The organism is Flavobacterium sp. B167r (assembly GCF_056824315.1).
In genome coordinates, this window is record NZ_CP124859.1 from 2,568,972 (window position 1) to 2,586,219 (window position 17,248).

The following is a 17,248-nucleotide window of genomic DNA, read 5'->3' on the forward strand; positions in this document are numbered from 1 at the left end:
TAGAAAGCGTAAAATAGTTGTAGTTTCATAATTTGTTCATAATAAAACGGCAAAACGTTTCGTTATAACCCTTATAAAATGATACATTTGAATACTAAATATTATTAAAATGCGTAAACTTTCCAGGTTCTTTTTATTCCAAATTTTCCTTGCTTCGTCTATAGCTTCAGCACAAAAATCGGCTATTTATACGTACGAATTAAAGGATTTTGACAAAGCACTGGCTTTATATAACGACAAACAATATGCTTCGGCACAATTGATTTTTGAAAAAGTAAAAAACAATACTACAAATGAAGAAGTGCAGTCTGACTGTGCTTTCTACATTGCAAATTCTGCCATTAGAACCAATAAAGCAAATGCCGATGCTTTGGTGGAGCAATTTGTGAATGATTATCCAACAAGTACTAAACAGAATCAAGCTTACATTGAAGCGGCGCAATTTTTCTTCGAACAAGGAAATTATCCAAAAGCTTTGCAATGGTTTGATAAAGTTGACGAAAGCTATATGAGTAAATCTGAGGCTGATAAGTTAAACTTCATGAAAGGCTACAGCTATTTTAATGCTAAAAAGAAAAAAGAAGCAACCAATTATTTTAACAAAGTGGTAAATTCTAAAGAATATGGTTCTCAAGCCAAATATTACTTAGGATTTATGGCTTATGAAGGCGACGATTATAAAGAAGCTACAAAGTATTTTGATGAGGTTTCGGGCGAAGAAAAATACAAAGAAAAACTGTCGTATTATCAAGCTGATATGAATTTCAAATTAGGAAACTTTCAAAAAGCGATTGATTTAGGGCAAGTCGCGATGAGTAAATCAAACGAAATTGAAAAATCGGAACTGAATAAAATTATTGGAGAAAGTTATTTTAACTTGAAGCAATACGGAAAAGCGATTCCGTATTTAGAGCAATATGCTGGTAAAAAAGGAAAATGGAATAACACCGATTTTTATCAGTTAGGTTATGCATATTATGAGCAAAAAGAGTACGAAAAAGCGATTTCTCAGTTCAATAAAATTATTGAAGGAAAAGATTTTGTGGCTCAAAATGCTTATTATCATTTAGGTTTAAGTTATTTAAACACAGGTAAAAAGCAAGAAGCTTTAAACGCTTTTAAGAATGCTTCTGAAATGGATTTTAATGCTCAGATTCAAGAAGATGCGGCTTTAAATTATGCTAAATTGAGTTACGATATCGGAAATGCTTATCAAGCTGTTCCTGGTATTTTATTGGATTTCCTTAAAAAATATCCAAACAATTCAAGCCGTGCAGAAGTAGAAAAACTTTTGGTTGATTCTTATATTTCTTCTAAAAACTACAAAGAAGCTTTAGTTTTATTAGAAAAAAATAGAACGGCTGAAAACAAAGCAGCTTACCAAAAAGTGCTTTTTTACCGCGGATTGGAATTGTACAATGAAAACAATTATCAAGAAGCAGGTAAAATGTTCAAAAGCGCTATCAGCGAACAAAAAACTCCTGAATTTACAGCGCGTGCAACTTTCTGGAAAGCAGAAACAGAATATTTGAATGATGATATGCAAAATGCGCTGCTGACTTACAAACAGTTTGCAGGAATGGCTGCGGCAAAGTCTACAGACGAATATAAAAACATTAATTATAATATTGGTTACACGTATTTTAAACTGAAAGATTATGATCAGGCGGCAAATTCTTTTCAAGCTCAGATTGATAATTCGCCTTCAGATAAAAACCGTTTAAACGATTCTTATTTGCGTTTGGGAGATTGCCGTTTTGTAACTTCAAAATATAGCGCAGCAAACGAAGCTTATGCAAAAGCAATTGCAGCAAAAGGGGTAGATGCAGATTATGCCCAATTTCAAAAAGCGCTTTCTTACGGATTCATGTCAAATAATGCTAAGAAAGTAGACGAGTTGAACAATTTCCTTCAGATGTATAAAAAGTCATCTTACCGTGATGATGCTTTGTTTGAATTAGGAAATACTTACGTTGCAGAAAAGAAAAATGATCAAGCGATTAAAACGTACGATCAATTGATTTCTGAATTTAATAACGGATCGTTTACTTCAAAAGCGATTTTAAAACAAGGTTTGATTTACTATAATTCAGATCGTGACCAACAAGCTTTAACGAAATTTAAAAAAGTAGCGGCTGAATTCCCGAAAACTCCAGAAGCTTTAGAAGCAGTTGCAACAGCAAGATTGATTTATGTAGACTCTGGAAAAGTAGACGAATATGCAACTTGGGTTCGTACGTTAGATTTCGTTGCCGTTACAGATGCAGAATTGGATAACGATACTTACGATGCGGCTTTCAAACAATACAGCCAAAACAATTCTAAGCAAGCGATTACGGGTTTTGCAGGTTACGTTTCTAAATTCCCTAACGGATTGCACGCTGTTGAAGCTAATTTCTATCTAGCGCAACTTACTTACGCAGATGGATCTGAAACAAAATCTATAGCAAATTATCAGTTTGTAATCGATCAGCCTAGAAATGAGTTTACAGAGCAAGCTTTAAACAGATTGGCTCAGATTTATTTGAAAACAAAAGATTGCGATAAAGCGATTCCTGTTCTAACAAGATTAGAAAGTGAAGCCGATTATCCGCAGAATAAAACTTTCGCGCAAGCCAACTTGATGAAATGTTATTACGACAAAAAAGATTATGACCGTTCTGTAGTGGCTGCTGAAAAAGTATTAGAAAATCCAAAATCAGACGCAGGTGTAAAAGCAGATGCACAGATTATTGTGGCACGCGCGGCTATGCAGACAGGAAATGAAGATAAAGCAAAAACAGCTTACGCAAAACTTTCAGCTACTTCAAAAGGAGAATTGGCGGCAGAAGCTTTGTATTATGATGCCTATTTTAAAACAAAAGAAGGAAAATTTGAGGCTTCGAATACTGCTGTTCAAAAACTAGCAAAAAGCTATTCTGCTTATAAATATTACGGAGCAAAAGGTTTAGTTTTAATGGCGAAAAACTTCTACGGATTGAAAGATAGCTATCAAGCAACTTATATTTTGGATAACGTAATTAACAATTTTACAGATTATCCAGATGTGGTTGAAGAAGCGAAAAAAGAATTAAGCGCTATCAAATCGGAAGAGTCAAAAACAAATTCGTCAATTAACCGATAAAGACAAAGTAGATGAAAGAAGCAAGAAGCAAGATTTCTTAGAAAGTCTTTTCTCTTGCTTCTTGCCTCTAAAAGAAAAAAGAAAGAAATGAGTTTACCTTTTTACATAGTTGATGTTTTTGCTGATAAAAAATATGCTGGAAATCAGCTGGCGGTTTTTTTAGATGCTGGAAATTTGAGTTCACAAGAAATGCAGCAAATAGCGCACGAGATTAATTTCTCAGAAAGCACATTTGTGACCAAACTAGATAAAGAAAATAATAAAGCGGAGATCAGAATTTTTACTCCGTCTCAAGAAATGCAGTTTGCGGGCCATCCGATTATTGGAACTTCTTGGGTTTTAATGAATAAAGTTTTTGATCATTCGCCAAGCGAAATAAAATTAGAAGTCCCGATTGGGCCAATCGCCATCAGTAAAACCGAAGATTTGATTTGGTTAAAAGCGGCTCAGCCAAAGTTTTGGGATACTTTTTCTAAAATAGATTTTACGTTTTTCAGCAATCTGCAAGTAAGCGATTTCGAAAATCAGTTTCCGATTCAGGAAGTGACAACAGGAAGCGCTTTTGTTATGGTGGGATTAAGTAGTAAAAGAGCTTTAGGAAATTTGGTTTTAGATAAAGATAAAACAGATGAATGGCTAAAGAATCATTGTAAAACAACTCACAGAGGTCTTTATTTTTATTATTTGGAAGGATCAAAATTGTTTAGCCGAATGTTGTGCATCGAACATAATCAATTGGTAGAAGATGCGGCGACAGGAAGCGCGAGCACTTGTTTGCAAGCCTTTTTATTAAAATATCATTTGCCTGAATTTGAACTAACGAATTATCAGGGAGATTATATTAATCGTCCATCTGAGATTTATTTCAAAGGAAAATTAACTGGAGAGCATTACGATATTAATATTGGAGGAAAAGCTCAGTTTGTAGCTAAAGGCGAGTGGGGAGCTTGATCGATTTTAGATTTTAGAATGTAGATTTTAGATTTAAGAAGGAACAAAGAAGAAAGAAGCGAGAGCCAAGAATAAAGAAGAAAGAGTTAGAATTTAAAAGAATAAAGAGTCAAAAAAAAAAGAGAAATAAAGAAGAAGAATAAGAGAGTCTTTTCTCTTGCTTCTTTCCTCTATTCTCTTAAAAAGAAAGAAATATGAAATTAAACTGCCGACATAAAATCATCATTTTGTTAGTATTATTTGCTGCTCAGTTTTCGTTTGCACAGAAGAAAAATGAAACTATCGGAACCGAGACAGTAAATGTTGTAAAACCGTATTCGCCAACTATTTCAGATGCTTTTAAAGTGAAAGAAACACCTTCGCTTGACGATAGCGGAAATCAGCCGAAAGAAGTAATTAAATTCAGTATTTTGTCTGTTCCTGTGGCATCGACTTTTACTCCTTCTAAAGGAAAAGCAGAAGGTGTGGAGAAAGCGAAAAAAGAAAGATTATTTAATAATTATGCGACTGTAGGTGTTGGTAATTACGGTACTTTAAATGGTGAATTATTTGTAAACCAAGATTTAGGAAATAACGATTATGTGGCAGGAATGTTTCGTCACCATTCTTCTCAAGGTGGAATTAAAGATGTAGAATTAAATGATGAATTCTACGATACTGCAATAAATGTTGGCTATGGTCAAAACAATAGAGATGCTACTTGGGGAGTAGATTTAGGATATCAAAATCAGATTTATAATTGGTACGGGCTTCCTTCGACTTTTGGTTCTACGATTCCAGATCAGCGTTATGATTTAGTGAATAGCATCAATCCAGATCATTCTTATAATACTATTTCGCTTGGCGGAAATGCAGAATTTAATGAAAGTATTTTTAGTAAACTTTCAGCAAGATTTACGCATTTTTCAGATAGTTATTCTTCATCAGAAAATAGATTTTATGTAAAGCCGACTTTTACCGTTGATGTAATGGATCAGGCAATTAAAACAAATGTTATTGTAGATCACGTAAGCGGTTCTTTCAAGAATAATTATTTGCAGGACAATACGGAAGCTTTAAAATATAGCTTCACAAATGTTGGAATCGAGCCAAGTTTTGTAATCAACGAAAATGATTGGACACTAGAATTAGGAGCTGGAATTTATTACAGTGGAGATTCTGAAAACAGCGGAAACAAATTTTATTTTTATCCAAAAGTAAATGCTTCTTATAAATTAGTCGGTGATTTAATGATTTTCTATACGGGAGTAAATGGAGCTTTAAATCAAAATTCTTATGCAGATTTTGTAACTGATAATCCGTTTTTATCTCCAACTTTAAACATGCGTCCGTCAAGCACGCAATACAATGTTTTTGCTGGTTTAAAAGGAAAATTGGCTAGTAATGTAAATTATAATTTGACCGCTTCTTATTTGAATGAAAAAGATAAGGCTTTGTTCAAAGCAAATGATTATACAGAAATTGTTACAAATGAAGATTATGCTTTCGGAAATTCATTTGGAGTGGTTTATGAAGATATTAGAACTTTCCGTTTCTACGGAGAATTAAAAGCGGATATCTCTCAAAATGTAACTTTCGGAATCAACGGAACTTTTAATAGTTATAATACGGATAATGATGTTCAAGCATGGAATTTGCCTTCAATGAAATTAAGTTCAACTTTAGACGTTAATATTACGAAGCAGTGGTATGCAGGTTTGAATGTATTTTATGTTGGCGAAAGAAAAGACATGCAGACCAATACTTCTTTAGGATTAAATCCTGAGACAATAACTTTAAAAAGTTATTTTGATGCCAATGCTCATTTAGGTTATAAATTCAGCGAACGTTTGACATTTTTCTTGAAATTGAATAATATTGGAAATCAAGCTTACGAAAAATGGTTGAATTATCCTGTACAAGGATTCCAAGTTTTAGGAGGCGCAAATTATAAATTTGATTTTTAAGGCTTAATGCCGAAAAGATACCAGGGCACTAAAACATTTTAAATGAATGTGCCTTTTTTTTCAGCCATGAACTCATGAATTTTTTGGAGTAGATTCGTGAATTCGTGGCTGTTTTTTTAAATAAAGAAAAAACCTTTGCATCTTTGCACCTTAGAACCTCAGTACCTCAAAAGAAATGACTTTTAAAGAAAAAATATACTCTCACTATACTCAAATGGTTCAAGACAGAATGGATGTTTTTAAAGACATGATTTCTGGATTGACCGAAGATTCAAAAAACGACGCCAAAGGTTCTGCTGGCGACAAACACGAAACTGCTTTGTCGATGATGCATATTGAGCAAGAAAAATTGACAAATAAACTCAAAGAAGCAATTGAGCAAAAAGGAATTTTGGATAAAATTGATCCGCTTAAAACGACTGAAAATATAGTTTTAGGAAGCTTAGTAAAAGCCAACGGAATTTATTTATATGTAAGTGTTGCGCTTCCAAAAATTGCTATAGACGGAATCAATATTATTGCACTTTCTCCGCAATCTCCTTTAGGAAACCATTTAATGGGAAATAAAGCTGGATTTCAATTTGAAATTAATAAAACGCATTATACTATAGAAAGTGTAGAGTAGTTTCTTCTACGCCATTAACTTTGTAAAAGTTTCAAAGTTTGACAAGTTAACACACAAAAAGCTATTCGCAATCTTGTAATCCTTGACGAAGTATATAGCTAACGATTATACAAAACACAATTCCAGAACAGCTTTTCCTCTGCTCTTTACGGATCTTTCATTTGTAATGGAAAAACTCAAAATTTAATTCAAAAAAGTAAATTAAAGTTTGAATTTTAAAGCGTTTTTGTGCTCAAAATTAAAAATTTCAAGTTTCAGACTTTTTTTGATATGAAATTTTTACAATTAGTATGTAAATTGTTTATTTTGGTTTATAATTGTAATTGATTTTGTGTAATGTGTTTTTCAATTGTAACTAATACTGCATCTTTGCCCTATCAAAATAAAATTTAAAACTTAAAATATAGAATTATGTGTGGAATTGTATGTGCCTTTGATCTTAAACAAAAAGCCGAAGCGTTAAGACCTCAAGTATTAGAAATGTCAAAAATCATTCGTCACCGTGGACCAGACTGGAGCGGAATTTTCAGCAATGATAAAGCGATTCTTTCTCATGAGCGTTTGGCAATTGTAGATCCAGCGTCAGGAAAACAACCTTTATTTACAGAAGATAAAAAATTGGTTTTGGCTGCAAATGGGGAAATTTACAATCACAGAGAGCTTCGTAAACAATTTGCTGGTAAATATAATTTTCAAACTGAAAGTGACTGTGAAGTTATTTTAGCTTTATATAAAGAAAAAGGAGTAAACTTCGTTGATGAATTAAACGGAATCTTCGGATTTGCAATCTACGATGTTGATAAAGATGAATATTTTGTTGCTCGTGACCATATGGGAATCATTCCATTGTATATTGGATGGGATCAACACGGAACTTTTTATGTTGCTTCTGAGTTAAAGGCTCTTGAAGGATATTGCACAAAAATTGAATTGTTTCCTCCAGGACACTATTTATCAAGCAAAGACGGAGAATTTGTGCAATGGTATAAAAGAGACTGGACTGATTATGATGCTGTTAAGGATAATGAAACAAGTATCCCAGAAATCAAAAAAGCGCTTGAAGCCGCGGTTCACAGACAATTAATGAGTGATGTTCCTTATGGAGTTTTACTTTCTGGAGGTTTAGATTCGTCTATTACTTCGGCTGTAGCCAAAAAATTTGCGCAAAAACGTATCGAATCTGATGATACTACAGATGCTTGGTATCCACAATTGCACTCGTTTTCAGTTGGTTTAGAAGGTTCGCCTGATTTAGCTGCTGCGCAAGTTGTTGCAAAACATATCGGAACAATTCACCACGAAATTAAATTTACAATCCAAGAAGGTTTAGATGCAGTTCGTGATGTGATTTACAACCTTGAGACTTATGATGTAACAACGGTAAGAGCTTCAACTCCAATGTGGTTAATGGCTAGAGTTATTAAATCAATGGGAATCAAAATGGTTCTTTCAGGTGAAGGTGCAGATGAGTTATTCGGAGGATATTTGTACTTCCACAAAGCGCCAAACGCAAGAGAATTCCACGAAGAAAACGTTCGTAAATTAAGTAAGCTTCACATGTATGACTGTTTACGTGCAAACAAAAGTTTGGCTGCGTGGGGAATCGAGGGTCGAGTACCATTCTTAGATAAAGAATTTATGGATGTTGCAATGCGCATCAACCCGCAAGATAAAATGATCAACAAAGAACATCCGATGGAAAAATGGGTTGTTCGTAAAGCTTTCGAAGACATGCTTCCGGAAAGCGTTGCATGGAGACAAAAAGAGCAATTTTCTGATGGAGTAGGATACAGCTGGATTGATACTTTGAAAGAAGTTGTGGCAAAAGAAGTTTCGGATGAGCAATTGGCAAATGCGAGATTTAAATTCCCATTGCAAACTCCAACTTCAAAAGAAGAATATTACTATCGTTCTATCTTTACAGAACATTTTCCAAGCGATGCAGCGGCGTTATGTGTGCCTCAAGAAGCAAGTGTGGCTTGTAGTACAAAAATCGCTTTGGAGTGGGATGAAGCCTTCAAAAACATGAACGATCCATCTGGTAGAGCAGTAGCAAGTGTTCACGATGATGCTTATGTTAAGGCATAATTAAGAGTTTAATTTTTAGAATTAGTATATATTTTTTAGGAAAAACGTTCTCAATCGAGAGCGTTTTTCTTGTCTAGACTTCTTTAATTCTCTAAATTTCTGATTCACTGTAGATAAGCAATGACGTTAATTGGTTTTCTTTTAATATATTTGACTTCTGCAGTATTAACGTTAAACACTAAATATTTTAACGGATTTAATAATGGAAAGCGAAAATTAATATTTAGTTTTGCTTTCAGTCAAAATTTTAATGATTTTTTAATGTTCGCTTCACCGCTGAGCAATACTGAAAAATAAAATAAAAAATAGAATATTATGTCTGGATTGTTAGCCGTAATTGGTAAAGGAAAAGACCCAAAGCTTGTAAAAGAACTTTCTGAAAGAATGTCACATCGTGGCCCTGATGAAAGTGATGTTCACATTATGGAAAATGGCAGTATACTTTGTCATGAAAGTTTGTCTATTATTGATCTTAATTCGGGTAGGCAGCCAATTCAAGGAACAGATAATGCGTGGATGGTGCATGACGGCGAAATCTACAATTATGAAGAGCTTAAAAATACAGTTTTAAAAAATCATGCTTTCAGAACCGAATCAGATTCAGAAGTGATTGTGCATCTTTACGAAGAATTTGGTTATGATTTTTGTAATAAACTAGACGGAGATTTTGCCTTTGTGGTTGTTGACGGCGATAAATATATTGCAGGCCGCGATCCGATTGGAGTAAAACCTTTATATTATGGTTTGGATGAAAGAGGGCGAATCTATTTTTCTTCAGAGATGAAATCTATTGCCGACCAATGCAAATCGTTTTCTACTTTTCCTCCTGGACATTATTATACTGCAAAAACAGGTTTTGTAAAATATTATCATCCAGAATACGAAGATCATAAAAATGCAACTCACGGATTAGATTTGCAATTAATTCGTGAAAGTCTAATTCAGGCTACACGCAAACGTTTATTGGCAGAAGTGCCTTTGGGAGTTGTGATGTCAGGAGGTTTGGATACTTCTTTGATTTCGGCTATCACTTCAAGATTATTAAAAGAAAAAGGAGAGAAACTGCATTCATTTTCTATCGGATTGGATGCTGATGCTCCAGATAATGTCGCGGCTAGAAAAGCTGCGGAATTTTTAGGAACAGAACATCACGAAATACACTTTTCTGTTGAAGAAGGAGTGAAAGTTTTAGAAAAAGTAATTTATCATATTGAAACGTACGATATTATTTCTGTACGTTCTGGCGTTCCAATGTATTTGCTTTCTAAAGCAATTGCAGATCAAGGCATAAAAGTAATTTTGTCGGGTGAAGGGGCAGATGAGGTTTTTGGAGGACATTTATATTTTAGAAATGCGCCTTCAGAAGAAGAATTTCAAGACGAAACAATAGAAAGGGTCCAGAAGCTATTTACGGCCGATTTGCTTCGCGCAGATAAAACGACAATGGCAAATGGTTTAGAAGTTCGAATTCCGTTTTTGGATACAGAATTTTTAGACGTTGCAATTCGAATTAAAACAGAAGAAAAACAGCCAAAAACCTATGAAGGCGTTGAAAAATATATTTTAAGAAAAGCGTTCGATACTCCGGAAGATCCTTATTTGCCTTCGGAAATTTTATGGAGACAGAAAGAACAATTTTCTGATGGAGTTGGGTACAATTGGGTGGACGAATTAATTGAATATTGTGCTTCGCAAGTGACAGACGAACAGTTGACAGGAGCAAGTGCAGAATTTCCGTATAATTCGCCAACGACAAAAGAAGCGTACCTATACAGATCGATTTTTCATAAATTCTATCCACAGGTCAGCGCGGCCCAAACTGTTCGTAAATGGATTCCGAAATGGCAAGAAAACCAAGATCCAAGCGGAAGAGCAAATGCGGCCCATTTAAATGGGAGTTTTCAAGCTGTAAAAACTACTGTTATTGCTTAAAAAAAATCCAATTATAGACAAATTCCAAATTCCAATTTGTTGGATCCCATATAGAAAACCGAAATGCATAAAATGTCATTTCGGTTTTTTTGATTTAATATATGTTCGAGTTTTGGAATTTAGAATTTTATAAAGAGTACATTTTTTACGTTATTTCCATTTTTTAGAATTTTGAATTAAAGAAAATTAGAAATTAAATTCATTTTTGGGTTTATTTTTTAGTTTTTCAGACAATTGTGTTGATAACTTAAGTGCTTTAAGTCGTATTTTACTGGGTATATAGCCCGCGTTTTTATATATTTGCGTGTTAGACATTAATTACATTTTTTTAGGATAAATTATATGAGCGAAGAAATCAAGAAGAACAATTATTCAGCAGATAGTATTCAGGCATTAGAAGGGATGGAGCACGTAAGAATGCGTCCGTCGATGTATATTGGTGATGTAGGAGTTCGAGGACTGCACCATTTAGTTTACGAGGTTGTTGATAACTCTATTGATGAGGCGATGGGAGGACATTGTGATACTATTGGTGTCTCAATAAACGAAGACGGTTCTGTGACAGTGGAGGATAATGGTCGTGGTATTCCAGTTGATTTACATAAAAAAGAGGGTGTTTCTGCACTTGAAGTTGTAATGACTAAAATTGGAGCCGGAGGTAAATTCGATAAAGACTCTTATAAAGTTTCTGGGGGACTTCACGGTGTTGGGGTTTCTGTAGTAAATGCACTTTCGGTTCATATGAAATCGACTGTTTTTAGAGAAGGAAAAATCTACGAGCAAGAATACGAAAGAGGAAAATCATTATATCCTGTTAAACAAATTGGAGAAACAGATAAAAGAGGTACTCGCCAAACTTTCTATCCTGATGATACAATCTTTACTCAGACTACTGAATTTTCATACGATACGCTTTCAGCACGTATGCGTGAACTTTCTTTCTTAAATAAAGGAATTACAATCACATTTACAGATAAGAGAGAGGTTGATGATAAAGGCGAATTCAGAAGTGAAGTTTTTCATTCTACTGAAGGATTAAAAGAATATATCCGTTACTTGGACGGAAACCGTGAGCCAATTGTTTCTCATGTAATCAGCATGGATCACGATAAAGGTGAAATTCCAGTTGAGGTTGCCTTGATTTACAATACAAGTTATACGGAGAATATTTTTTCTTACGTAAATAATATTAATACTCACGAAGGGGGAACGCACTTACAAGGTTTTAGAAGTGGTTTGACAAGAACGCTTAAAAAATATGCAGATGCTTCTGGTTTATTAGATAAATTAAAATTCGAAATTGCTGGAGATGACTTCCGTGAAGGATTAACAGCGATTATTTCGGTAAAAGTATCTGAGCCTCAATTCGAAGGACAGACAAAAACTAAACTTGGAAATAGAGAAGTAGTTTCTCCAGTTTCTCAAGCAGTTGGAGAAATGTTAGAGAATTATTTGGAAGAAAATCCAAATGATGCGAAATTGATTATCCAAAAAGTAATCCTAGCGGCTCAAGCACGTCACGCAGCGAAAAAAGCGCGTGAAATGGTACAGCGTAAAACCGTTATGGGCGGAGGTGGATTGCCAGGAAAATTATCTGACTGTTCTGAGCAAGATCCAGCAAGATGTGAGGTTTACCTTGTCGAGGGAGACTCGGCTGGTGGAACAGCAAAACAAGGACGTGATCGTAACTTTCAAGCGATTCTTCCATTACGTGGTAAGATCTTGAACGTTGAAAAAGCGATGCATCATAAAGTATTCGAAAACGAAGAGATTAGAAATATCTTTACTGCTCTTGGAGTAACAGTTGGAACTGCGGAAGATAGTAAAGCATTAAATCTTGAAAAATTAAGATATCATAAGGTAATCATCATGTGTGATGCCGATGTCGATGGTAGTCACATTTCTACCTTAATATTAACGTTCTTTTTCCGTTTCATGAAAGAGCTAATTGAAGAAGGTCACGTGTATATTGCAGCGCCGCCTTTATATATGGTCAAAAAAGGAAACAAAAAAGAATATGCTTGGAATGATGTTCAGCGTGATCAAGCTAACGAAAGAATGGGTGGAAGCGCTAATATTCAACGTTATAAAGGTCTTGGAGAGATGAACGCGGAGCAATTATGGGAAACTACAATGGATCCAAGTTTTAGAACTTTACGTCAAGTAAACATTGACAGTCTTGCAGAAGCAGATCAGGTTTTCTCTATGTTGATGGGTGATGAAGTACCGCCTCGTAGAGAGTTTATTGAGAAAAATGCAGTTTATGCAAATATTGACGCATAAAATGAAAAATTAATAATTTCAATTCGTTTAATTGTTTAAATTTACTAGACAATTAAACGAATTGTCTTTTTAAGGAATAGACAAATAAATTAATAACCGATAAAGTAAAAAATATGAAAGTTACCATTGTAGGAGCAGGAAATGTTGGAGCTACATGTGCAGATGTTATTTCTTATAGAGGAATTGCAAGCGAAGTAGTATTGTTGGATATTAAAGAAGGTTTTGCCGAAGGTAAGGCATTGGATATTATGCAATGTGCTACAAACACAGGTTTTAATACCAAAGTTTCTGGAGTTACCAACGATTATTCTAAAACTGCTGGAAGTGATGTAGTTGTGATTACATCAGGAATTCCGAGAAAACCAGGAATGACAAGAGAAGAATTAATCGGCATCAATGCGGGAATTGTTAAAACAGTTGCTGAAAATGTATTGAAATATTCTCCAGATACAATTATTGTGGTAGTTTCCAATCCAATGGATACTATGACGTATTTAGCTTTAAAAGCTACAGGTCTTCCAAAAAATAGAATTATAGGTATGGGTGGTGCTTTAGATAGTTCTCGTTTTAGAACATATCTTTCATTAGCATTAGATAAACCTGCAAATGATATTTCAGCAATGGTAATAGGGGGGCATGGAGATACAACTATGATTCCGTTAACTCGTTTGGCGTCTTATAACGGAATTCCAGTAAATCAATTCCTTTCAGAAGAAGTATTGCAGAAAGTTGCAGCAGATACGATGGTAGGAGGAGCGACGCTTACGGGGCTTCTTGGAACTTCAGCTTGGTATGCTCCAGGAGCTTCTGTAGCATATTTAGTAGACAGTATTTTGAATGATCAGAAGAAAATGATTGCTTGTTCTGTATTTGTGGAGGGCGAATATGGGCAGAACGATATCTGTATAGGTGTACCATGTATAATTGGAAAAAATGGAGTAGAAGAAATAGTTGATATTGACTTAAACGATCAGGAAAAAGTTTTATTTGCGAAAAGTGCAGATGCAGTTCGTAGTATGAATGATGCCCTAAAAGCTATTTTAGTATAATAAAAACGGCAAAAAATAAAAAAAGCTGCACTTTTGCAGCTTTTTTTTTAAGATTAATTAATAAATAAATTGGTTAATATTTTCGTTAATTATATATTTGCTCGGTTTAAAAAAAAATTGGTAATTCGTGATCTCGTATTTTTGTTTTAAAAAATCATGTCAGGGCTTATTTATGGGACTTTAAAACAAAATCAAAAATAAAACATAATTAATTTTTAGTAATAATGCAGAATAAAGGACTTATTAAATTTTTCGCAATTCTATTTGCATTGGTAAGTATTTACCAACTATCATTCACTTTTGTGGCAAATAGCGTCAAAAGTGAAGCTAAAGCTTTCGCAGGTGATAATCCTGATAAAGAGCTGAAATATTTAGATTCTATTGGTAAAGAAAAAGTATTAAATCTTGGTTTTACTAATTTCACTTACAATGAAGTGAAAAACAAACAGCTTAATAAAGGTCTTGACTTAGAAGGAGGAATCAACGTTATTCTTCAAATTTCTATCAAAGACGTATTAAAAGGTTTGGCTAATAATTCTAAAAATCCAGTTTTTAATAAATCATTAGCTGATGCTTCTGCAAACTTAGAAGGAAACAAAACGTATTTAAATAAGTTTTTTGAAGCTTTTGATGCAAATTCAAAAGGTTCTGTAAGATTAGCATCTCCAGATATTTTTGCTAACAGAAGTCTTCAAGGAGAAGGTGGTGTAGATTTTCAAATGTCTGACGCGCAAGTTCAAAAAGTTATCAAAAGAAAAGTTGATGAGTCTGTAGAAAGTGCTTTTAAAGTATTAAGAGAGCGTATCGACAAATTTGGTGTTACACAGCCAAACATCCAAAAATTAGGAGAAACAGGAAGAATCTTAGTTGAGCTTCCAGGTGCTAAGGATGTTGATAGAATTAAAAAATTATTAGGTGGAAAAGCTCAATTAGAGTTTTGGGAAACTTTCAAAATTGAAGAAATTGGTAATTTCTTAGTATCGGCAAACGAAGCTTTAAAGAAAACTGAAGTTAAAACAGAAGTTAAAACTGTTGCTAAAGATTCATTAAATGCATTATTAACTGATGCTAAAGATTCTTCAGAAGTTAAAAAAGGAAACAATCCTTTATTTGATAAAATGATCGTTCAAGGTGGTGGACCAGTTTTAGGATACTTTGCACCTAAAGATACTGCTGCTATCAATGATTATTTAAAAAGACCAGAAATTAGAGTTTTATTGGGTGCAGATCAACACTATGCGAAATTTGTGTGGAGTAAGCCAACTACTTTAAAAGATCCAAAAGCAAAAGATTTAAAAAGTGCAAAAGATATTGAGGCTGTTGAATTATACGCTTTAAAAGGAAACAGAGACAATAACCCAGCAATGAGCGGTGGTGTTGTAACTGATGCTAAAGATACATTTGATCAAATGGGTAAACCTGCTGTTTCTATGCAAATGAACAGCCAAGGAGCTAAAGTTTGGGAAGAGTTAACAGGAAGAGCTTTTTCTCAAAAAAGCTACATTGCTATTGTATTAGATGATATCGTATATTCTGCTCCAGGTGTAACAAGCGGTCCTATTGCTGGAGGAAGATCTGAGATTACGGGTTCATTTGACGTAGCTGAAACTAAAGATTTAGCTAACGTATTAAATGCAGGTAAATTACCAGCTTCTGCAGATATTATCCAATCAACTGTTGTTGGTCCATCTTTAGGGCAAGCAGCTATTGATGCAGGTACAATCTCTTCTGTATTAGGTTTCTTATTAGTTTGTGTTTGGATGGTATTCTATTATGGTAAAGCTGGTTGGTATGCTAACCTTGCTTTATTATTAAACTTACTATTCTTGTTTGGAATTATGGCAAGTTTTGGTTTTGTATTAACATTACCAGGTATTGCAGGTATCGTACTTACATTGGGTACAGCAGTAGATGCTAACATTATTATCTACGAAAGAGCAAAAGAGGAATTACGTGAAGGTAAGTCACTTTCTGAGGCAGTTCAAGCTTCTTACGGATGGCATGGTGCAATGCGTTCAATCATTGACGCTAACGTTACTCACGTTTTAACTGGAGCTATCTTATTCATTTTTGGAACAGGTCCTATTAAAGGTTTCGCATTAACATTATTAATTGGTATCGTAACGTCATTGTTTACATCAATCTTTATTGCGAGAATCTTTATTGACAGAAATATTTTAGGAAAAGCTGATTTAACTTTCTCTACAAATATTACTAAAAACTGGTTTACAAACTTCCATTTTGATTTCATTAAAGTTAAGAAATTCACTTATATCTTCTCTTCTATTGTAACAGTAGTAAGTTTAGTTTCTATCTTCTTTGTTAATGGTTTAGATGAAGGTGTTGATTTTGTTGGAGGAAGAACTTTCCAAGTTAAATTCGAAAAGCCAGTTGATGCAACTGCAGTTTCAGATGAATTATCTGCTGCTTTCGGTACTCCGGTTGAAGCTAAAATTTTAGGTGATGATGATCAATTGAAAATCACAACTAAATATAAAATTAAAGAAGATGGTGTAGCTATTGATGAGGAAGTTAACCAAAAGTTATATGCTTCATTACAGAAATATTTCCCAAATACAACTTACGATAAATTTATTAACTCGTATAATGGTAAAACGGTTGGGGTATTGCAAGCTTCTAAAGTAGGTGCTTCTATTTCTGAAGATATTAAAACTAACTCTTACTGGGCGGTTCTTGGTGCGATGGCAGTTATTTTCTTATACTTAATGATATCTTTCCGTAAATGGCAATATTCATTAGGTGCGATTGCGGCTGTTGCTCACGACGTTGTATTCGTATTAGGAATCTACTCATTATGTTACAAATTCATGCCATTCCACATGGAAATGGATCAGCACTTTATCGCTGCGATCTTAACTGTAATTGGTTACTCTATGAACGATACGGTAATTGTATTTGACAGGGTAAGAGAGTTTATCATTGGAAACCGTAAAGGAAGTTTCGAAGATATTGTAAACGCTTCTATTAATACTACATTATCAAGAACATTGAATACTTCATTAATGATGATCATCGTGTTATTAACGATGTTTATTTTCGGTGGAGAATCTATCAGAGGATTTATCTTCGCAATGTTAATTGGTATTATCGTAGGTACTTACTCTTCATTATTTATTGCAACTCCAGTATTGGTAGATACAATCTCTAAAGATGAGAAACACACAATCGAAGACAAACATAATAAAGGATAATTACTACTGTTTTAATTATATAAAAAGATCCAGCGAAA

General features: G+C 34.1%; 9 protein-coding genes. All 9 read left to right on the forward strand.

From position 1 onward, the window contains the following. Positions 1-109: 109 nt before the first annotated feature. The 9 genes from QLQ96_RS11385 (at position 110) to secDF (ending at position 17,210) form a co-directional block, all read left to right on the forward strand. Complete coding sequence (locus QLQ96_RS11385; protein ID WP_482496768.1) at positions 110-3,124, forward strand: tetratricopeptide repeat protein; 3,015 nt, start codon at positions 110-112, stop codon at positions 3,122-3,124. Between the two features lie 87 nt (positions 3,125-3,211). Beyond that, complete coding sequence (locus QLQ96_RS11390; RefSeq protein ID WP_482496769.1) at positions 3,212-4,075, forward strand: PhzF family phenazine biosynthesis protein; 864 nt, start codon at positions 3,212-3,214, stop codon at positions 4,073-4,075. A gap of 194 nt (positions 4,076-4,269) precedes the next feature. Beyond that, positions 4,270-6,021 carry a TonB-dependent receptor gene (locus QLQ96_RS11395; RefSeq protein WP_482496770.1) on the forward strand — a complete coding sequence of 584 codons (1,752 nt, stop codon included), beginning with the start codon at positions 4,270-4,272 and terminating at the stop codon, positions 6,019-6,021. 175 nt (positions 6,022-6,196) lie between these two features. Next, positions 6,197-6,646 (forward strand): hypothetical protein, encoded by a 450-nt coding sequence (locus tag QLQ96_RS11400; protein WP_482496771.1) that lies wholly within the window; start codon positions 6,197-6,199, stop codon positions 6,644-6,646. A gap of 411 nt (positions 6,647-7,057) precedes the next feature. Continuing rightward, complete coding sequence (asnB, locus tag QLQ96_RS11405; protein ID WP_482496772.1) at positions 7,058-8,734, forward strand: asparagine synthase B; 1,677 nt, start codon at positions 7,058-7,060, stop codon at positions 8,732-8,734. 315 nt (positions 8,735-9,049) lie between these two features. Further along, positions 9,050-10,666 carry an asparagine synthase B gene (gene asnB / locus QLQ96_RS11410; RefSeq protein WP_482496773.1) on the forward strand — a complete coding sequence of 539 codons (1,617 nt, stop codon included), beginning with the start codon at positions 9,050-9,052 and terminating at the stop codon, positions 10,664-10,666. Between the two features lie 342 nt (positions 10,667-11,008). Continuing rightward, a complete protein-coding gene (gene gyrB, locus QLQ96_RS11415) occupies positions 11,009-12,949 on the forward strand; it encodes a DNA topoisomerase (ATP-hydrolyzing) subunit B (protein WP_482496774.1) in 1,941 nt (646 codons plus the stop codon). A 113-nt stretch (positions 12,950-13,062) separates the two neighbouring features. Beyond that, positions 13,063-13,998 carry a malate dehydrogenase gene (gene mdh / locus QLQ96_RS11420; RefSeq protein WP_482496775.1) on the forward strand — a complete coding sequence of 312 codons (936 nt, stop codon included), beginning with the start codon at positions 13,063-13,065 and terminating at the stop codon, positions 13,996-13,998. Between the two features lie 224 nt (positions 13,999-14,222). Then, on the forward strand, positions 14,223-17,210 hold the full coding sequence (gene secDF / locus QLQ96_RS11425) for a protein translocase subunit SecDF (protein ID WP_482496776.1): 2,988 nt from the start codon (positions 14,223-14,225) through the stop codon (positions 17,208-17,210). Positions 17,211-17,248 lie beyond the last annotated feature (38 nt).